9 protein-coding genes are annotated in these 16,746 nt (G+C 65.8%); 3 read left to right on the top strand and 6 right to left on the bottom strand.

Annotated features, from left to right (window positions below; translation table 11 throughout):
• Window positions 1-156: 156 nt before the first annotated feature.
• The 4 genes from LXT23_RS36895 to LXT23_RS36880 all read right to left on the bottom strand — a co-directional run bounded on the left by LXT23_RS36895 (window position 157) and on the right by LXT23_RS36880 (window position 10,785).
• On the bottom strand, window positions 157-450 hold the full coding sequence (locus tag LXT23_RS36895) for a hypothetical protein (RefSeq protein ID WP_253985115.1): 294 nt from the start codon (window positions 448-450) through the stop codon (window positions 157-159).
• Between the two features lie 460 nt (window positions 451-910).
• Window positions 911-1,198 carry a hypothetical protein gene (locus LXT23_RS36890; protein WP_253985114.1) on the bottom strand — a complete coding sequence of 96 codons (288 nt, stop codon included), beginning with the start codon at window positions 1,196-1,198 and terminating at the stop codon, window positions 911-913.
• A 101-nt stretch (window positions 1,199-1,299) separates the two neighbouring features.
• Window positions 1,300-7,776 (bottom strand): RHS repeat-associated core domain-containing protein, encoded by a 6,477-nt coding sequence (locus LXT23_RS36885; protein WP_253985113.1) that lies wholly within the window; start codon window positions 7,774-7,776, stop codon window positions 1,300-1,302.
• 1,539 nt (window positions 7,777-9,315) lie between these two features.
• Complete coding sequence (locus tag LXT23_RS36880; protein ID WP_253985112.1) at window positions 9,316-10,785, bottom strand: pentapeptide repeat-containing protein; 1,470 nt, start codon at window positions 10,783-10,785, stop codon at window positions 9,316-9,318.
• Window positions 10,786-10,829: 44 nt separating this feature from the next.
• Here LXT23_RS36880 and LXT23_RS36875 point away from each other — a divergent pair, with 44 nt between their 5' ends.
• A complete protein-coding gene (locus LXT23_RS36875; RefSeq protein ID WP_253985111.1) occupies window positions 10,830-11,795 on the top strand; it encodes an RluA family pseudouridine synthase in 966 nt (321 codons plus the stop codon).
• Window positions 11,796-11,819: 24 nt separating this feature from the next.
• Window positions 11,820-14,393, top strand: coding sequence for a penicillin-binding protein 1A (locus tag LXT23_RS36870; RefSeq protein ID WP_253985110.1), 2,574 nt, complete (start codon window positions 11,820-11,822; stop codon window positions 14,391-14,393).
• Here the strand turns inward: LXT23_RS36870 and pyrF are convergent.
• Together pyrF and LXT23_RS36860 are read right to left on the bottom strand one after the other, a co-directional pair.
• The gene (pyrF, locus tag LXT23_RS36865) at window positions 14,374-15,243 is read right to left on the bottom strand and encodes an orotidine-5'-phosphate decarboxylase (RefSeq protein WP_253985109.1); all 870 of its coding nucleotides are present in this window, start codon (window positions 15,241-15,243) and stop codon (window positions 14,374-14,376) included. The two genes, LXT23_RS36870 and pyrF, sit on opposite strands and share 20 nt — an antisense overlap.
• A 27-nt stretch (window positions 15,244-15,270) precedes the next feature.
• A complete protein-coding gene (locus LXT23_RS36860) occupies window positions 15,271-16,032 on the bottom strand; it encodes an SDR family NAD(P)-dependent oxidoreductase (RefSeq protein ID WP_253985108.1) in 762 nt (253 codons plus the stop codon).
• Window positions 16,033-16,339: 307 nt separating this feature from the next.
• Between LXT23_RS36860 and LXT23_RS36855 the strand changes: the two genes are divergently transcribed.
• Entirely contained in the window at window positions 16,340-16,735 is a 396-nt protein-coding gene (locus LXT23_RS36855) for a response regulator (RefSeq protein ID WP_253985107.1), read from the top strand.
• Window positions 16,736-16,746 lie beyond the last annotated feature (11 nt).

Raw genomic sequence — 16,746 nt, 5'->3', positions numbered from 1 at the left:
ACGTACGAGGTCGCAAGCGAGCCGAAGCGGCCTGGTTGCTCGCACTCGTCGCCCACAACCTCCTGCTCGCCATCGCGCAAGGGTGGCTCGGCGAGCCGGAAGACTCATTTTTTCTCACGCCCTGAGCCCTTCGCTTGGGGAGACTCACGGCTCAACTCACGCTTGCTTGTCCATGCCAAGGCTCTTGCTGAACTCCCAGACGAGTATCCAGAATCGACTCCACGCGACCTCATCGTTCTTGCTTTCACGACGAATGGCCGCAATGGGGCCTGTGCTCATGCTCCCTCCGAACTTCTTTCGGAGGGAGTGTGCGAAGTCCGAGAGGAAGTCCTCGGTCGGCTCACCCAATTGGTGCTGTTTTAGGGCTACCGTGTAGCCATAGATTATGAACTGTAGGTTGTTTAGTTGTTTGTCACGCTGGTCATCTGCGCAGCCAAGATACTGCTCCATCAGCTTAGATAGTCAGGTATGGGTGGCATTTCATTCAAATCAAAACTCAATTGCATCTCCAAACTCCCAGTGCGCTGGCGGAACCAGTTGATCCAGGAGCGGCGTCGATCCACCATCCATCGCCGCTCCTTCTTTGAAGAGCCGCACATCTCGGTGCGTGCGCCCTGCCCACGTCGAGGCAGGTGTGGCATGGAGCTGAATTCTTTGCCAAGCGGTCCGCCTCCAGTGGGTACGGGCCGGGATGGCACCTGCGGTTCCAGTGTCGCCTACGGTTCGTTCGGCATGGTCTATCCGTCATCCTTCTCCGACAGCCCTCATGTGACTGTCGTCCTTCCGTCAAGGATCAGCAGGAGGACCAGCTTCTTCCCTCGGGACGCAGGGGGCAAAGAGCAGGTTCTGTGCTGCCCTCGGTTATGTTTTGCGCCCGCTGTCGCCCTGCAATTTCACGAACGAGGCACCCTCAACGCTTGAGAACCATCTCCTGGGCGCCGAGCTGCGCCTCGTAGTGGTGCCAAAGTCGTTCATATACATCCGCGAAGACCTGTCGCTCGTGATTGTTGCCATCGTGCCAGCGCTCGAAGAAGCCCTGCACAGCAAACTGAGGCGGCCCGCACCAATACCAAGCATCAACCTCTGCCTCCTCGCGCACCCAATCATTCGGTAGCCAGTCGTCAAGAACATCGAACCGAGAGCGTGGTACCAAAATGGGCTCGCCCTCGTCATTGACGAGCCGGAACTCATCCGTCAAGAGCGTCACAACAATGTACAACCGACCTATACTTATCGACGGATGGGTCCTGCCATCGGGCATTGATTCGTGGAGGTCGGGTCTAGGCTTGATGAGCATGGCTAGAAGGGATCCAGTTCCCCTTTGAATTTGATTCCGACTTTCATTCCATTGGGGCCCAAGTAGTAGTGAATTTCGCGACCGCCGCCATCCCACGTTTTCATCTTGCTCCAATCACCAGTTCTTCCACCAAACAACTCTTTGAGCCTTTCGATCTTATCAATCTCGCTTCCTCTGGCGATTGCCCGCGCCTGTGAGTTCATCTCCTTTGTGAACTTGATATCCTTCGCGGCCTCCGTCGTTCGTGCAGGCGCCCCCATTGCGGCAGGGGTTGGCGGGCCGCCACCCTCATTGGACATCATGAGGATGTCTAGGGCCTTCGCGCCCTTATTGCTCGCGTCCACCACCATGACACCGCCGACGCCCACCGAGACGGCGCCCGCTACAGTCAGCGGAACTCCCAGCACGGCTCCCCAGCCGCCGCTAAGGCCAGTTCCTCCCACCCCCAGCCCTATCGACCGCAGGCCGCCGGCCATGACGCCAAATCCCTCGAAGAGTTCGTAGATGCTCGCACCCCCCATGCCCACACCGAAACCCAGGCGCGCATCGTCCGACATGTTCTCCGGAAGCGGCAGCATGTAACCGAAGGGCAGCAGGCCCGCGCTGGCGCCCATTCCCATACCTGCGAAGAACTGTATTCCTCGGTAGTACAGCAAGGTGAGTCGCGCGTAGCTTTCCTGTTCGCTGATCAGCGGTACGTAGCTCGGAGCGCGTACGACGGTTTCCAACCCAGAGCTTTGTGCTTCCTCCTTGCCAGCGTTTCCTGAACCGCCGCAGTCCGTGCAGGAGTCAGGCTTCGCCATCATGACGAAGACGAAGTCAAAATTACCCTTCATGCCGTCGAAGAACCCGCCTCCTTGTCCGATGTCCGGTGAACGGGAGCCGGCGGGCGTTCCACCACCGAAGTCTCGAGATACCCATCCACCGTACCAACTGTCGTAGTACGTCACCCGCTCCGTGGCGACGAATCCTGATGGATCCGTGAAACGCAGCGGATTGTTGAAGACGTAGCTGTAACGGTTGAATGACTGGCCGAACAGTGGTGCCTGTACGAATGGGTCCGGGCTGAGGAAGCGGCCCAGTTGCGGGTCATACATCCGTCCGCGCATATTGATGAGCCGCAACTCGTCGTCATGCTCATGTCCCGTGAATCCGTTCCTCACTTCTCCGGGGACCGCGATTTGCGGCGCGGTCAGATCATCGGGTCGGCGCCGCTGCCCAAAGGGGTCATACTTCGACCGGCCCTCCACCGTCCCAGCTGCGGTTGTCATGGTCTCCATCGAGCCCTGATGGTCCGCGTGGAGGTACAGCCATTTTTCTTGAATCGCCGACGCCCCGGGCGCCACCATCCAGAACACCTGGGCCAGCGCCCGTCCGGCGCCCATGACTTGAAAGGCGTGGACTGTCGAACCGTCCGGAGTACGACGCTCCTCGTACAGTCCACCGACATACGTCGTCACCGAGCCATCCGTGCTCCGTTTGACCGTCCGGCGATTGTGCGCATCATAGCGAAAGGATGCCGTCAGCGCGCCGTCCGTTACCGAGGTCGGGAGGCGGAAACCGGTGTACTGCACCAGTCGGCCCGGTGCCTCAACTTGGTTGCCCGCCCCATCGTAGCGGTAGACGCCCACGGCCGAGCCCGTCAACGCGTGTGGGCCGGCGGTGTCCGCTCCATAAGAATAGCTGCTGCCCACGCCAGTTCCTTGCCTCACCGTGCGCGACAGCAGGTTGCCCAGGTCGTCGTAACCGTAATCCAGCACCGATGTGCGGCAGTTCTGTGTCACCGTCCAGCGTGTCAGCCGGTCCAGCGCGTCGTAGGCGAAGTCCTCGGAGGTCTTCGCTAGCCGGTCATGCCGGCTGCGCAGATTCCCGTTTGCCTCATACGTGTAGGCAAGTGCCTGGACCGGCGGACCCGCCGGCCCGAGCTTGGAGTCGATGAATCGCAGCCGCCCCATGACATCATAGAGGCGGCGGGTCACCACTCCATTCCCGTACGTCTCCTGGGACAGCTGTCCCGTCAGGGTTGCTGCATCCGCCTTCCAATGCACCTTGCCTGAGGGGGCGGGCTCCCGCACGACGGTCAATTGCCCGTTCCAGGCCGAATACGCGTACTCCATTGCCAGCCGAAGACCCGACACCGCCGGATACACCACCTGCTGCAACCGCCCGTGTGTGTCATAGCGCTGGATGAGGGCGTAGATTCGGCCTTCCACACTCCACGTCTCCTGGATGGGGCGGCCCAGGCTGTCGTACGTGTGGGTCACGCCAATGTCGTCCAGGGAAGTGCTCGGATCGCCCTTGCGGGTGCTGCCCGTCAGCCGTCCCAGCGCGTGAGCTCCCACATCCCACTGGAAGGTGGACTCGCCATCCTTGCTGGTGAGCCGGATTACGCGCCCATGCACGTCGTGCTCGTACGCGGTGGTGTCGCCATTGCCGTCCCGCGTCTCCACGACGTCGCCGAACGCATTGTAGCGCGTCAGGTCCTCGCCGGAGTCCGGGTCTAGCAGGCGGGTACGGCGGCCCCATCGGTCGTACTCAAGCACCACCTCGTTGCCCATTCCATCGCGGCTCTTGCGCAATACGCCGAAGGGCCCGTACTCGTAGGTGGTGGCCACGGCAATACCGGCCTGCTTTTCGTCCTCGCTGCGAATTGTGCGTCCGTTCGTATCCACCAGTTGCCGGGTGACATTGCCCTTCTCGTCTACCGTGCGTGTCCACACGCCCTCCGGTTTTGCCTCGTAGCGGGTGGTGACGGAAGTGCCATCCGGATGAGTGGCCTGGATCGTGCGACCCAGCTTGTCGTACTGGAACGACGTGGTCACCGGCTTCGTACCGCCCCGTGGGTTGGGCGTACGTACCTGCTCCAGCCTTCCGAATCCGTCGTACCTCGTGAAGACGTCGACGTAGACGTTTGTGTCGAAGCCAAGACTGCGGCTCGTCACAACACGTCCGAGGCGGTCATACCCCGTCCAGGTCTGTTGCCCGCCCTCGGTCTTTGAGTGCACCTGGAAGGCATGCGTAGAGCCGCTCTGCCGAGTGTAGTTGACGGTGGTGTCCGCCAGGGTGGGCCCGTCCTCTGACCTCAGTCGACCCAGGCCATCGTACTTCCACTCCGCTCGCACTCCATTCTCATCCACGCTGGCTGCGAGCACGCCCAGTCCCGGATGATAGGCGTACTGCACCGTGTGGCCCACAGCGTTGGTCACTGATGATGGGTACGTCCTGTCCAGCGGGTCATGCCCGAAGGTGGTGGTGCGGGCCGGAAGCCCCACCGCTTCGCGCACCACCTGGGAGACCAGGCCATCCGCGTCCCGAACAAAGGTCGTCGTCAGCCGCAGCTGCGGGTCTCCAGGCTCAAGGAGCTCCTTCGTCAACAGCCCCGTGTCCGGCGCGTACTCCAACTGCCGGGTGCGCGTGGTGGAGGTGCCACCGATAGTGCTCGTCTCCCGTATCTGGGTAGGCAATCCTACGAGCCAGCTCGACTCGGTATTGGAGTACTCGGCGTTCCAGGTCAGCTCATCACCGCCGACGGTGCTCTGCGTCGTCGCCAGCAGGTTGCCATAGGCATCCTCGTACCTCCATGTCGTGTTCGTGGTGCGCGAGAATCCGCTCGTGGAGGGGAGTTGCTGAGCGTGGATGCGCTCCGTCTCTTCCCCGCTGGAGGGGAGGATGGTCATCACTTGCGACACGCCGTTCGATCCAGGACGCGTCGTGGTGCGGTAGATCAGCGAGCGTTCGCGCACGATTTTCCAGCCGTTATCCATCACCGACATGCTCTCGCGGATCGGCTTCAGGGCGTACGGGTAGTGGGTGCCCACCATCGTCTGATGGTCGTACTCGGTGCGGACGATGCCCCCCGTTTGCACGTCTGTGGCCACCACCGCCGCGAAGCCCAGCCATCCTCGCCCGGCCGCGTCCACCCGGCCATCCTCGTAGAAGAAGCGGGTGGTTCGAGCAGGATGCCCTTCGCCTGCGTCCACCAAGTGCTCGCCGACAACCCAGCGGCCCTTGCGTACGCAGGGGCGTGGTAAGGCGCAGCTTGTGCCGGCTTGGTAGACCGTGGAGTCTGTCAGTGGCTTGTAGAGGAAGGTGGTCTGCGCCCCCAGGCTGTCGTCGGCGCGCTGCAGAAGACCCGGCATGACACCCGTGCGCTTGTGGATGCGAAGCGTGCCGTTCACCACCTGGGCCAGGTCCGGTAGTCCATTGCCGTCCACATCCAGCACCTGCGAAAGGACGTAGCCCGCCGGAGTGCCACGGCCCACCGGAACGGTGACAATCCAAACAACGAAGCCATCATCGCGGGAAAGCAGCACCACGGGGTTCTGCTGCGGGCGCTCCCCGTCCATCAACAGGATGTCCTCGCGCCCGTCCATGTCGTAATCGAGCACGCGAACGCCGTTGTCCCGTGTCCACGACCTCGGTGCCGCAGCGGCCGGTAGGGTCTGCGCCACCGGCTCGGCAAAGCCGTTGCCTGTGTTGAGCAACGTCTCGATGACCGCCCCCCCCGCCAGAGGGGAGCGGATGGCGTCCGGCAGCCCGTCTCCGTTGACGTCGGCGAACAGGTAGACCTTCTGATTGACGTCCGTCCGTACCAGAGTGGTCTCCTGTTTGGAGAAGGCGCCGTCGCGCTTTTCGACGGCCCAGTAACGTTTGCCCACGGTGACGGTGCCAGCGGGTGGCGGTGTGTATTTCTCTGTGATGAGCAGGCTCATCCGTCCGGTGCCATTCAGGTCCAGCGAAAAGCCGATGTTGTCGTTGTAGTTGGAGGTGCTCACCGGTAGGAAGGGCTGGAGATTGCCAAGTGTGTTGGGACGGTATGAGAGCTGTGGACGTCCGGATGGCTGCAACAGCACCTGGAGGAACTCGATGCTTCCATCGCCTTCCAGGTCTGCGAATCGCACGTCCCCTGCCTCGCCCGTGTCCACCTGCTGAAAGCCACTGGCGCTGCTCAGGTAATTGAGGAGCTGTCGTGACGGCGACGGGCCGCAACTGAGCTTCTGCACCATGCTGACGTCGGTACGTCCATCACCGTTGAGGTCGAGCCATCGGCCGTTCTCACCCTCAATAGGAGATGCACACGCCAACGGCAGCGCCGTGTCCACGGGGGCGCCCAGGCCCGCTCCAGAGGGCAGCGCATGGCGCACGACCCACTTGAACTGGGCGTAGCCATTGACCGGGTCCGTCGTGCCGCTCGGCTTGCGATACAGCAGATCATCCCGCCCATCACCGTCCACGTCAGCTGGCTGCAATATCCAGATGTCACGGTCACCGCTGGAGCCGGCACGGTCTGTCAGGTCGTCGGCGCCTGTCTGGAGTTCCTGATGTTGGGGGCTGCTGCTGGTGTAGGTAAAGGATAGGGGGGCCTTGCAGACGCTTGGAGTGGCACCGTCGCACTCCTTGACGGTCGTTAGTTCACTTCCAACCGAAGGATCTGAGAAATAGGTGAAGCGATAGCTGCGCAGTAGACCGGGCGCTTCCGGCTTGGGCCCATACATCTCCAGCCCAGAGAGGCGCCTGCGGGCCCTGAGCTTGAAACCGGAGACGAACGATGTGCGCTTGTCGGGCCGGTCCGCGTAGGTGAGGAGGATGGAGCGCCGCGGGAGTGTGCCGGCACCCAGCGAGGACCCGGTGTATTCTATTCGGGTCAGCAGGTGCTCGTAACCGAGGTGGGGTTCGTCGTCCTGCTCACCGTCTTCCTCGTTGTCCTCCTTGGATAGGGTGTAGTGCATCGACATGTAGTTGCCGCTGCGGTCCTCCACCCTAGCCAGTGCCCAGGCGTAGCGGTTGGCCAAGCCGTCGCGTGTGGTGCTGAAGGACGTCTCAGCCAGTGGGGCGACGTGGATACGCTCTCCCGCGAAGGTGGACCCATTGAGCTGGCCGTAAATCAGTACCTTCCCGTCCTTAAGGTAGACCCTGAAGAGAGTCGGACCCAGTGCGTCCGTCTCCAGGGAGACCACCTTCGCGAAGCTGTCCACCTCGGTGCGGTACTCTGTATTGCTCGCGCCGTATGCGCCTCGAACCGCAACCAGACGCTGTCCGTCAAGGCAGAATGCATCCTGCGCGGTGAACGTAATAGGTTCGGCCACGCCGTCCTGGACCACCGTCTTCTTGCAGCGGGTGATGCGAGACATGCCGGATAGGCTCCACCCCGCACCCAGCACCCCGCTACCTTCATTACTATTGTAATTCAGCGCTAGAGAAGGCTGTAGACCCGCGCGGCCTTCGGGCACCCACAGTGGAATGCGGAAGGTCGCCGCGCCATCCGGCCCTACTCCGGAAGTGCCGCTCGTGTTGCCCACAGCATTTCCATCCGAGTCGGTCTCGGTTGGAAGAATAACCTCTGGCGGCAGCGCCAGTGGCTGGCGCTGCCGCCGTGTTTCTGGCAACTCCTGACTACTTGTCGCCGGCTTGCCGTTGTCTGGCCCGCAAGCACCGAAGACGGACGCGGACACCACAATCAGCACAATCAGCCGCTTCATCGTACCCACCCCTCGAATCTCAAAGAAGCCGCACATCACTGCCCGCAGGTGTCAGCACCCGCCCGTTTCAGGGTTGGGCTGGCAGCAGTAGTTCCTGAAGCAGGGGTCTCCCATAGGGCACGTGCCGCAGTCGTAGGTTCCACCACATCCATCCGAAACGGGGCCGCAGTCCTTGCCCCTACATGCTGCCTCTTGCGAGACCGGGACGCAGCAGGCGGTGGTGTCAGAACGGCAGACGTCGCCCTCGTCGATGTCGTCATCACAGTCATCGTCCTCGCCGTTGCAGGTCTCTGCGGGCCCGACGCAGACTCCCCACCGGTTGTCGAGCCAGACTCCGCCATTGCTGAGCCGAACCTCGCAGACTTGGCTCACCCCGGAACACTCGCCGACAGAGTTGGTGCAGGAGCGAGTGATGCTGCCAGTCATCCCACCAGGAGCGTTGTCGACGACACCGTCCAGGTTGTCATCGCAGGAATTGCAGTCCTCGGGGCGTGCCGTGGCGGGCTGACAGGGACCCGCACTGCCATCTGCGCGGCACTCAGCGGTGGAATCTGGACAGGAAACACCCAACTCCCAGCACGTGCGGCGGGTCCCCGCCTGGAACTTGCACACGTACTGTCCGCTGACACAGGTTTCGAGACCACTGCATCCGACCGGACTGCTGCAGGTGTTGCGTGTCAGGCTTTCGTCCACCAGTCCGTCGCCGTCATCATCACAGTTGTTGCATGCCTCGGCGCCAGCGTTGCATCTCGGTGCGGCCGAGCAATCGGAGGCGCACGCCCTGGTGCCTGGTTTGCTATCGCAACCCACGCAGGCTGCGACACCCCCGCAGCCTGTGCATGCACTCCAAATACCTGCCGTGCAGGTTCGCGTGCCGCCTTGTCCGCAGGCGTTCGGATTGCAGGCTTCGGCCAACGAGTTGTGGTTCGAATTATTCCATGCGTTGTCAATGGAGCCATCCCCGTTGTCGTCGCAGTTGTTGCAAGTCTCTGGTCCAACGTTGCAGCCTGAAGTGCCGCAATCCTCGTCGCAAGTCTGGGTTCCCTGTTTGCCGCCGCACCCCGTACATGTCCGAGTCCCGCTGCACCCGAGAGGTTCCCATGTGCGGTTGTTGCAGACCTCCCTCATCACGCAACCATTGCTCATGGTGCTGGAACGGGTGGCTCCAGCCGTGCACTCGGCCTCGGCTGACTGGGGCATGAGTCCGAGGGCAAGGATGGAGATGACAGCGACCAGGGTGTGCACTCGGCTCATGGGCGATGGGCAACCTTTCCGGGCGCAGGCTGCCAATTGACCGGCGGGCCCGAGCGCGAATGTGACGGAGAGTGAACTCCGTGGCGAGGGCGCACTCTAACGCATCGCGTTGCGAAAGCGTCAAGTGGCGAACAGATGGAGTGCGGCCGCAGCGCGTTCGTAGCGGCACGGACTCGTGGTCCCGTCATCGGAGTGCAGGTGCAACGCACAAACACCACGGGGCCGCCAGACCCGGGAAGTGTCCCGGACCTCGCGGCCCCGCGGGCCCCGCCCTTCACCGTGCCGTCAGGCGTCCGGTGACTGGACGATGAGCTTCTCCTTGCCGCACACGTCACAGCGCACGTGGACGAAGAGGTCGTCGTCGCTGTCCTCGGGCACCTCGCCCTCGGGCACGCCGAGCTCCGCCTTCGCCAGCGCCGCCACCTTCGTCGGGATGTCCTGCGCCTTCAGCGCCTGGACGTACGTCATCTCCCGGTCATGGCACTCGCGCGTCTCCGGCCCGTTCAGCCACGCCGGCTCCATGCCCTCCGGCAGCCGGCTCACCAACTCCAGGTGGGACACCGACTCGGCCAGGTACGCCAGCCGCCGCAGCCGCGACTCCTCGGGCAGCGCGGAGAAGACCTGGAAGCCCTCGAACAGCGCGTTGCGGTCCTCGCCCGTCGCCGCCTGGGCCAGCTCCATCGCCGCGTCGCTCGACTCCAGCGCCTCGTCCCAGTTGTTCTCCGGGTTGAAGCCCGCCTCCAAGAGCGACGTGTACAGCTGCGTGGCCGCCAGCCGGCGCCGCGCCTCCTGCAGGTGGTCCACCACCTCGTGCGTCAGCCGCAGCTCCAGCAGCGCCCCCGTGGTGCGAGGGTCAATCTGCCCGGTGAGGTCATCCACCTCCACCTCTTCTCGCAGCGCGCCCTTCAGCACCTGTGCCGCGGAGAAGCGCGCCATCGGCAGCACGCCCACCTCGCGCAGGTACATGGCCGCCACGGCGGAGTCCTTCGCCCCCATCCGCAGCGCCTTCTGCGCCCGCTCCACCACCGCGGGGTCCGCCGCCGGCTTCTTGTTCTCCAGCCGCGTCTTCACCGCCTCGCGGTAGAGCGTCTCCAGTGAGCTGCCCGGCGGCAGCCGCTGCGGCAGCAGCGGGCGGAGGCCCGGCACGTCCAGCACCCACAGCGGGGGCATGGCCATGCGCTTCAGCCCCCGGAAGAAGAGCGAGCCGGGCGGGTCCTGCGGGCGGAAGGGCGGCAGCTCCTCCCCTCCAGACGGCTCGCCCTGCATGACCGCGGCGGCCTGGGCGCCCAGCGCCTTCTCGCGCTGCTCACGGGTGAACGCGGTGATGCCCTGGGCGGGCGGCGGGGGCGGGGGAGGGGCCTCCTCGCCGTCCAGACCGACGACCCGGTCCATGTCCACGTCGTCCATCTCCACGTCGTCCAGCCCCTTGGCGCCCGTGAAGTCGCAGCGCAGGAGCTTCAACTTCTCGAACGTGGCGCCCTCCAGGTTCGCGCCCCGGAAGTCGCAGTCCTGGAGTCGCCCGCCGTGGAAGTAGGCGTTGGAGAGGTCCGCGTCCCGGAAGTTGACCTTGGACAGGTCGCACCGCTCCCATTCGGAGCCGATGAGGCCCAGGCCGGAGAGGTCCGTGTTGGCGGAGAACAGTTGGGTAAAGGTGGCGCCGGTATGGTCGGTCGAGACCTGGCCGGACTTGCGCATCCGGTTCCATTCCGCCGAGCCACTCTGAAGAAGCTTCTCGATACTTGGGGCTTTCGCCATGGACCCCGGATTATTCGTATGGTCTGGTCCGCGCGCCAGCACAAATGATCGAGTACCGAATCGAAGCCGACACCGCCGGGATGCGGCTGGACAAGCACCTGCGCAAACGGCTCCCCAATGTTCCGGTGAGCCACCTCTTCAAGATGATTCGCACCAAGAAGGTGCGGGTAAATGGGAAGCGTGCGCAGCCCGAGCAGTTGCTAGCCGAGGGAGACGTGCTCACCATCCGCGGCGACGAGCAGCAGCTCACGGCCGACGACCGTCCAAAATCGGACCGTCCGACGCCGCCGCCCCCGCCGGTGGACCCCAGCCGGCTGGTGATTCTCAAGGAGGACGACTGGCTCATGGCCGTGGACAAGCCCAGCGGGATGGCCGTCCATACCGGCAGCGGCATCACCGGCGGCACGCTGGTGGACTATGTGCGCGCCTACCTGGGCCCCAAGGCCGTCCGCAACGACTTCGCCGCCTCTCCCGCCCACCGGCTGGACAGGGAGACCTCCGGCGTCATCCTGGTGGCCAAGCGCCGCCCGGCGATGGTGCACTTCACCGAGGTCTTCACCCACGGCCTGTCGAAGAAGCGCTACCTCACCCTGGTGAAGGGGAAGATGCCCAAGGATTCCGGGGTCATCGAGCTGCCCCTGTCGGAACACCAGCAGACGGCCGAGTCCAAGGCCCGTCGAGGGGTGAACATGCAGGACGCCGTCACCCGGTGGAAGGTCGTCAAGCAGTCGGGCGACGCAGCGCTCCTGTCCTGCTCCATCGAGACCGGGCGCACCCATCAGATAAGAAGGCATCTGGCCGCCATCGGACATCCGGTGGCGGGGGACAAGAAGTACGGAGACTTCGCCTTCAACCGCGACGTGCGGGCGCGCTGGGGGCTCAAGAGGTTGTTCCTGCATGCCGAGCGCATTGAATTTCCGCACCCCGAAGGCGGGGTGAAGGTGGCCGTGGAGGCCCCCCTCGCTCCCGAGCTCCGGGACGTGCTCAAGCGGGCCGCATTGGTGCCCTGAAGCCCGCAAGGTTCCGAAACGCGTATGGCCGACCCCAAGACGACTGACCGCAGCCGCTCGAAGCTGGTGCTCGACGGCGTCCCCCCCAAGCGCTGGTGGAAGTTCCTCCTCAAGGCGGCAGGGTGGCTGACGCTGACCGGAGCCACCGCCGCCGTGGTGGCCGTGACGGCCGTGTACTACGTGTACTCGGAAGGGCTGCCCGCCATCCCCAAGGTGGACGAGTACTGGCCGCCCATCGTCACCGAGGTCTACACCGACGACGCGGTGCTGGCCGGCGAGTTCTACAACGAGCGCCGCAAGGTGGTGCCGTACGAGCGGATTCCCAAGCGGCTCGTCCAGGCCTTCATCGCCAGCGAGGACTCCAGCTTCTTCGACCACTTCGGCGTGGACGTGCTGGGCACCGCGCGCGCCGGCTTCAAGACGGTGGGCTCCAAGCTGGGCCTGCGCTCCGGCGGCATCCAGGGTGGCTCCACCCTGACGCAGCAGACGGCGAAGGCCGTCCTCATCTCCGCGGAGGGCTACAAGTCCGCCACCGCGAAGACGCTGACCCGCAAGATTCGCGAGGCCATCCTCGCCCTGCGCCTGGAGCAGGCGCTCACCAAGGAAGAGATCCTCTACCTCTACCTCAACAACGTCTTCCTCGGGCACCACAGCTACGGCGTGCAGAGCGCGGCGGAGAACTACTACCGCAAGGACGTGCGGGACTTGACGCTGGGGGAGATGACGCTCATCGCCGGCCTGCCGCAGGCGCCCAGCCGCTACTCGCCCTTCCTGCGCCCGGAGGCCGCGCGCAAGCGCCGCTCCTACGTGCTGCGCCGCATGCTGGACGAGGGCATGATTTCGCAGGCCGAGCACGACACGGCCAACGCGGAGCCGGTGAAGGTGTACCCGGTGGAGGACGTCTTCCACGAGTTCGCCCCGTACTTCGTCGAGCAGGTGCGCAAGGACATCGTGGACCGGTACGGCAACCCGGTGCTCCTGAAGGAAGGCCTGAAGATCTTCACCACCATGGACAGCGAGCGCCAGCGCGCCGCGCAGGACGCGGTGCTGGACGGCCTGCTGTCGGTGGACAAGCGCCAGGGCTGGCGCGGGCCGGTGCAGCAGCTCACCACGCCCGAGGACATCAAGTCCTTCCTGGACCGGGCGAAGAAGTCCATGGGCAAGGAGGAGCTGCGGGAGAACCGGCTCTACGTGGCCGTCGTCACGGCGATTGACTCCGACGGCAAGGGCGCGGACGTGCAGGTGGGGCCGCACCAGGGCCGGCTGCCGCTGCTGGGCATGCGGTGGGCGCGCAAGGTGAACCCGGAGGGCTACTACCCGGCGATGATGCTCTCGTCGGTGAAGCGGGCCATCGCCGTGGGCGACGTCATCGTGGTGCGCCACGTGACGAAGAAGGACCTGACGGACGACAAGGAGCAGTGGGACAAGAAGCTGGCCGAGGAGATTCCGGAGGAGGGCGTGAAGCTCTTCCGCCTGGAGCAGACGCCCGAGGCCCAGAGCGCGCTCGTCTCCATCGACCCCCACCGCCAGTACCTCACCGCCATGGTGGGCGGGTACGACTTCGACGACAACGAGTTCAACCGCGCCTTCCAGGCCTGCCGCCAGCCCGGCAGCTCCTTCAAGCCCTTCGTGTACTCGGCGGCGATGGAGCAGCTCAACTGGACGGAGGCCACCGTCATCGTGGACTCGCCGATTGTCGAGCACGACCCGGACAACAAGGTGTCGTGGAAGCCGGCGAACTACAGCGAGGAGTTCGTGGGCGACGTGCTGCTGCGCACCGCGATGATCAACTCCATGAACATCCCCGCGGTGAAGACCTTCGGCGCGGTGGGCGTGAAGAACATGGCCGCGTGGAGCCAGAAGCTCGGCATCACCACGCCCATGAACATGGACTTCTCCGCGGCGCTGGGCTCCTCGTGCGTGTACCCGCTCGACCTGGCCAACGCCTACGCGACGTTCAATCGGTACGGCCGCAAGAAGCCCACGTACTTCATCCGCAAGATTGAGGACCGCTGGGGCCGCACGCTGGAGGACCACACCGCCTTCGACGACGCGTGGGCGCCCCTGCAGGACCGCGTGGCCGCCGGCTATGCGCGCCTGTTCGAGCCGGGTGAGCAGGTGATGAGCCCGGAGACGGGCTTCATCCTCACGCACCTGCTGCGCGGCGTGGTGCTCCAGGGCACCGGTGGTCCGGCCACCAGGCTGGGCAAGCCCGCCGCCGGCAAGACGGGCACCACCAACGACTCGTTCGACGCGTGGTTCGCCGCGTACACCCGGGACCTCGTCACGGTGGCGTGGGTGGGCTACGACCTGAACCCGCACCCGCTGGGCCGCTACGAGACGGGTGGCCGCGCCGCGCTGCCCATCTGGCTCGACTACATGAAGCGCGCCCTGGAGGGCCGGCCGCAGTCCGAGTTCTTCCCGTGGCAGTCCATGGACCTGGTCCGGCTCCACATCGACAAGAAGACGGGCAAGATTGCGCAGCCCGGCGCCAAGAACTCCGAGCTGATGTTCTTCAAGAAGGGCACCGAGCCCAAGGACGCCGTGCCCGACAAGAACCAGGTCGACGTGGACCAGTTCATGATGGGCGCGCAGTAGTCTCGCGGAAGCGGCGGGCGGGCTCCAGGTGCCGCTCCAGCGCCGCGCGCAGCGACGCGGTGTCCGGCCCGGCCTCCAGCACGGAGCGCGTGGCGGTGGGGACCACCTGGGCCTCGCGGCCGGCGAACAGCCGCTTCAGGTCGTCGAAGCCCGCGCCCTGCGCGCCGATGCCGGGCGTGAGCATCAGCGCGCCGCCCAGCCGCTCCACGACGCTCCTGTCGGAAGGGGGCAGGGTGGCGCCCATGACGGCGCCCACCACCGGCGGCGCGCCGTTGCCGGGTTGCTCGTTCAGCTCGCGGATGCCGTCCGCCAGGGCCTCGGCCACGGTGCGGCCGTCGGCGCCGGTGGACGTCTGCAGCGACGTGCCCTCGGGGTTGGACGAGCGCACCACCAGGAAGGCGCAGGCGCCGGACGCGCGCGCCCGCTCAATCGTCTTCACCAGCGCGCCCAGCCCCAGGTAGGGCGAGAAGGTCGCCGCGTCCGCCTCGTACGCGCTGCCCGCGCCGAAGAGCGTCTCCGCGTAGGCGTCCATGGTGGAGCCGATGTCCCCGCGCTTCACGTCCAGCAGCGTGAGGGTGCCCACGCTCTTGAAGTGCTTCATCACCCGCTGGAGCACCTCCAGGCCGGCGGGGCCGTGCCGCTCGAAGAAGGCGCTCTGCGGCTTCACCACCGCCACGCGCGCTCCGGCCGCGTCCGCCAGCCGCTCGCAGAAGTCCGCGAGCCCCCGGGCCGTGTCGGGCAGCCCCCAGCGGGTGAGCAAATCTTTCGAGGGGTCGATGCCGAGGCAGAACGGGGAGCGCTGCTCGGCCAGGAGGGTGAATCGCTGCGCGAAGGACTGGGGGGACGTCACCGGTCTACCTCCAGGGGCGAGGGGAAGTCAGCGCAGCCGGCGCGCGGCCGCGTCGAAGAGGGAGTTGGGCAGCACCTTCACCAGGCGCGTGGGGAGGGCGAGCTGCCAGGGGAAGGACAGCTCCGTCTCCCCCCGGAGGATGCCCCGGCCCATCAGGTCCACGGCCGCGTCCGTCTCCATGAGGAAGGGCATGGGGAAGGCGTTCTGCGCCGTCATCTCGCTCTTCACGAAGCCGGGGTAGACGCAGGTGACGCGCACGCCGGTGCCGCTCAGGTCCACGCGCAGGCTCTCCATGAAGGTGGCCAGGAAGGCCTTGGAGGCGGAGTAGGCGCCATGGCCCGCCAGCCCCCGGAAGGCCGCGAGGCTGGAGATGCCCACCACGTGCCCGCGCCGCCGCTCCACCATCTGCGGCAGCACGGCGCTCAGCGTGGCGGCGGCGCCGGTGACGTTGGTGTCGATGATGGCGCGCACGCGCTCCCACTGGAGGCGCTTGCCGTGGGTGATGCCGCCGATGCCGGCGTTGGCCACCACCAGGTCCAGCCCGCCGCACTCGCCGTCGAGCTCGCGGATGCGCTCCATCGTGGCGTCGGCCTGGGTGACGTCCAGCTCCAGCGGCTCCACCGTGGCGCCGGCCGCCTGGGCCTCGGCGGCCAGGGCCTGGAGCTGCGGAAGGCGCCGTCCGGCGGCGAACACGCGCAGGCCCCGCTTGGCCAGCCACAGCGCCAGCCCGCGGCCCAGGCCGCTCGAGGCCCCCGTCACCAGCGCCGTCCGGTAGCTCATCTCCGCCATGCCGTCCTCCCGTGTGCGAGGGGCTTCTCGCATGGTTGGGGACGCGGTGGGACACAAATCCGTGTCACCCCGGGCTCCCATGCCCCCCGGCCAGCAGTGGTCCGGGGCCCTGGCTGCCCGGGTGGACCCGGGCTCGGGCCACCCCGTCCCCGGAGCCCCGGAGCCCCCGGAGCCCGGGAGCCTGTTGGCTGGCGGGCGCGCGGCAGGCTCGGCCCGGCCCACGGCCGTCCCCGGGGGCTGGGCCGCCAGGACACTGGCGAAGGATTCCTCGCCGCCGCACCTTACGGCCTCCGGGGAGGGTGCCAGCATGACGGTGTGGAACTGCGTGATGGCCGTCGATGACGACGCGGACATCCTGCTCGCCTTCAAGGACGTGCTGGAGATGGAGGGCTATTGCGTGATGCTGGCCCGCAGCGGCCGCGAGGCGCTGGACCTCCTGCAGCGGGGCGCGCGCCCGGCCGTCATCCTGCTGGACCTGATGATGCCGGACGTCAGTGGCTGGGAGTTCCGCGAGCGGCAGCTCGCCGACCCCTCGCTGGCCTCGCTCCCCGTGGTGGTCATCTCCGGCCAGGGCGTGAGCGCGCGCGACGTGGCCACCCTGGGCGTGGCCGGCTACCTCAAGAAGCCGGTGGACCTGGAGCAACTGCTGGGCACCGTTGAGCGCTACGTGCGGCCGCGGCAGTCCCAGCCACAGCACGCGTGACGGGGCGCGAC

The sequence above is a fragment of the Pyxidicoccus xibeiensis genome, assembly GCF_024198175.1.
In the GTDB taxonomy this organism is placed as follows: Bacteria; Myxococcota; Myxococcia; order Myxococcales; family Myxococcaceae; genus Myxococcus; species Myxococcus xibeiensis.
The sequence above is the reverse complement of the archived record's forward strand: the minus strand, read 5'-3'. Positions and strand labels throughout refer to the sequence as shown.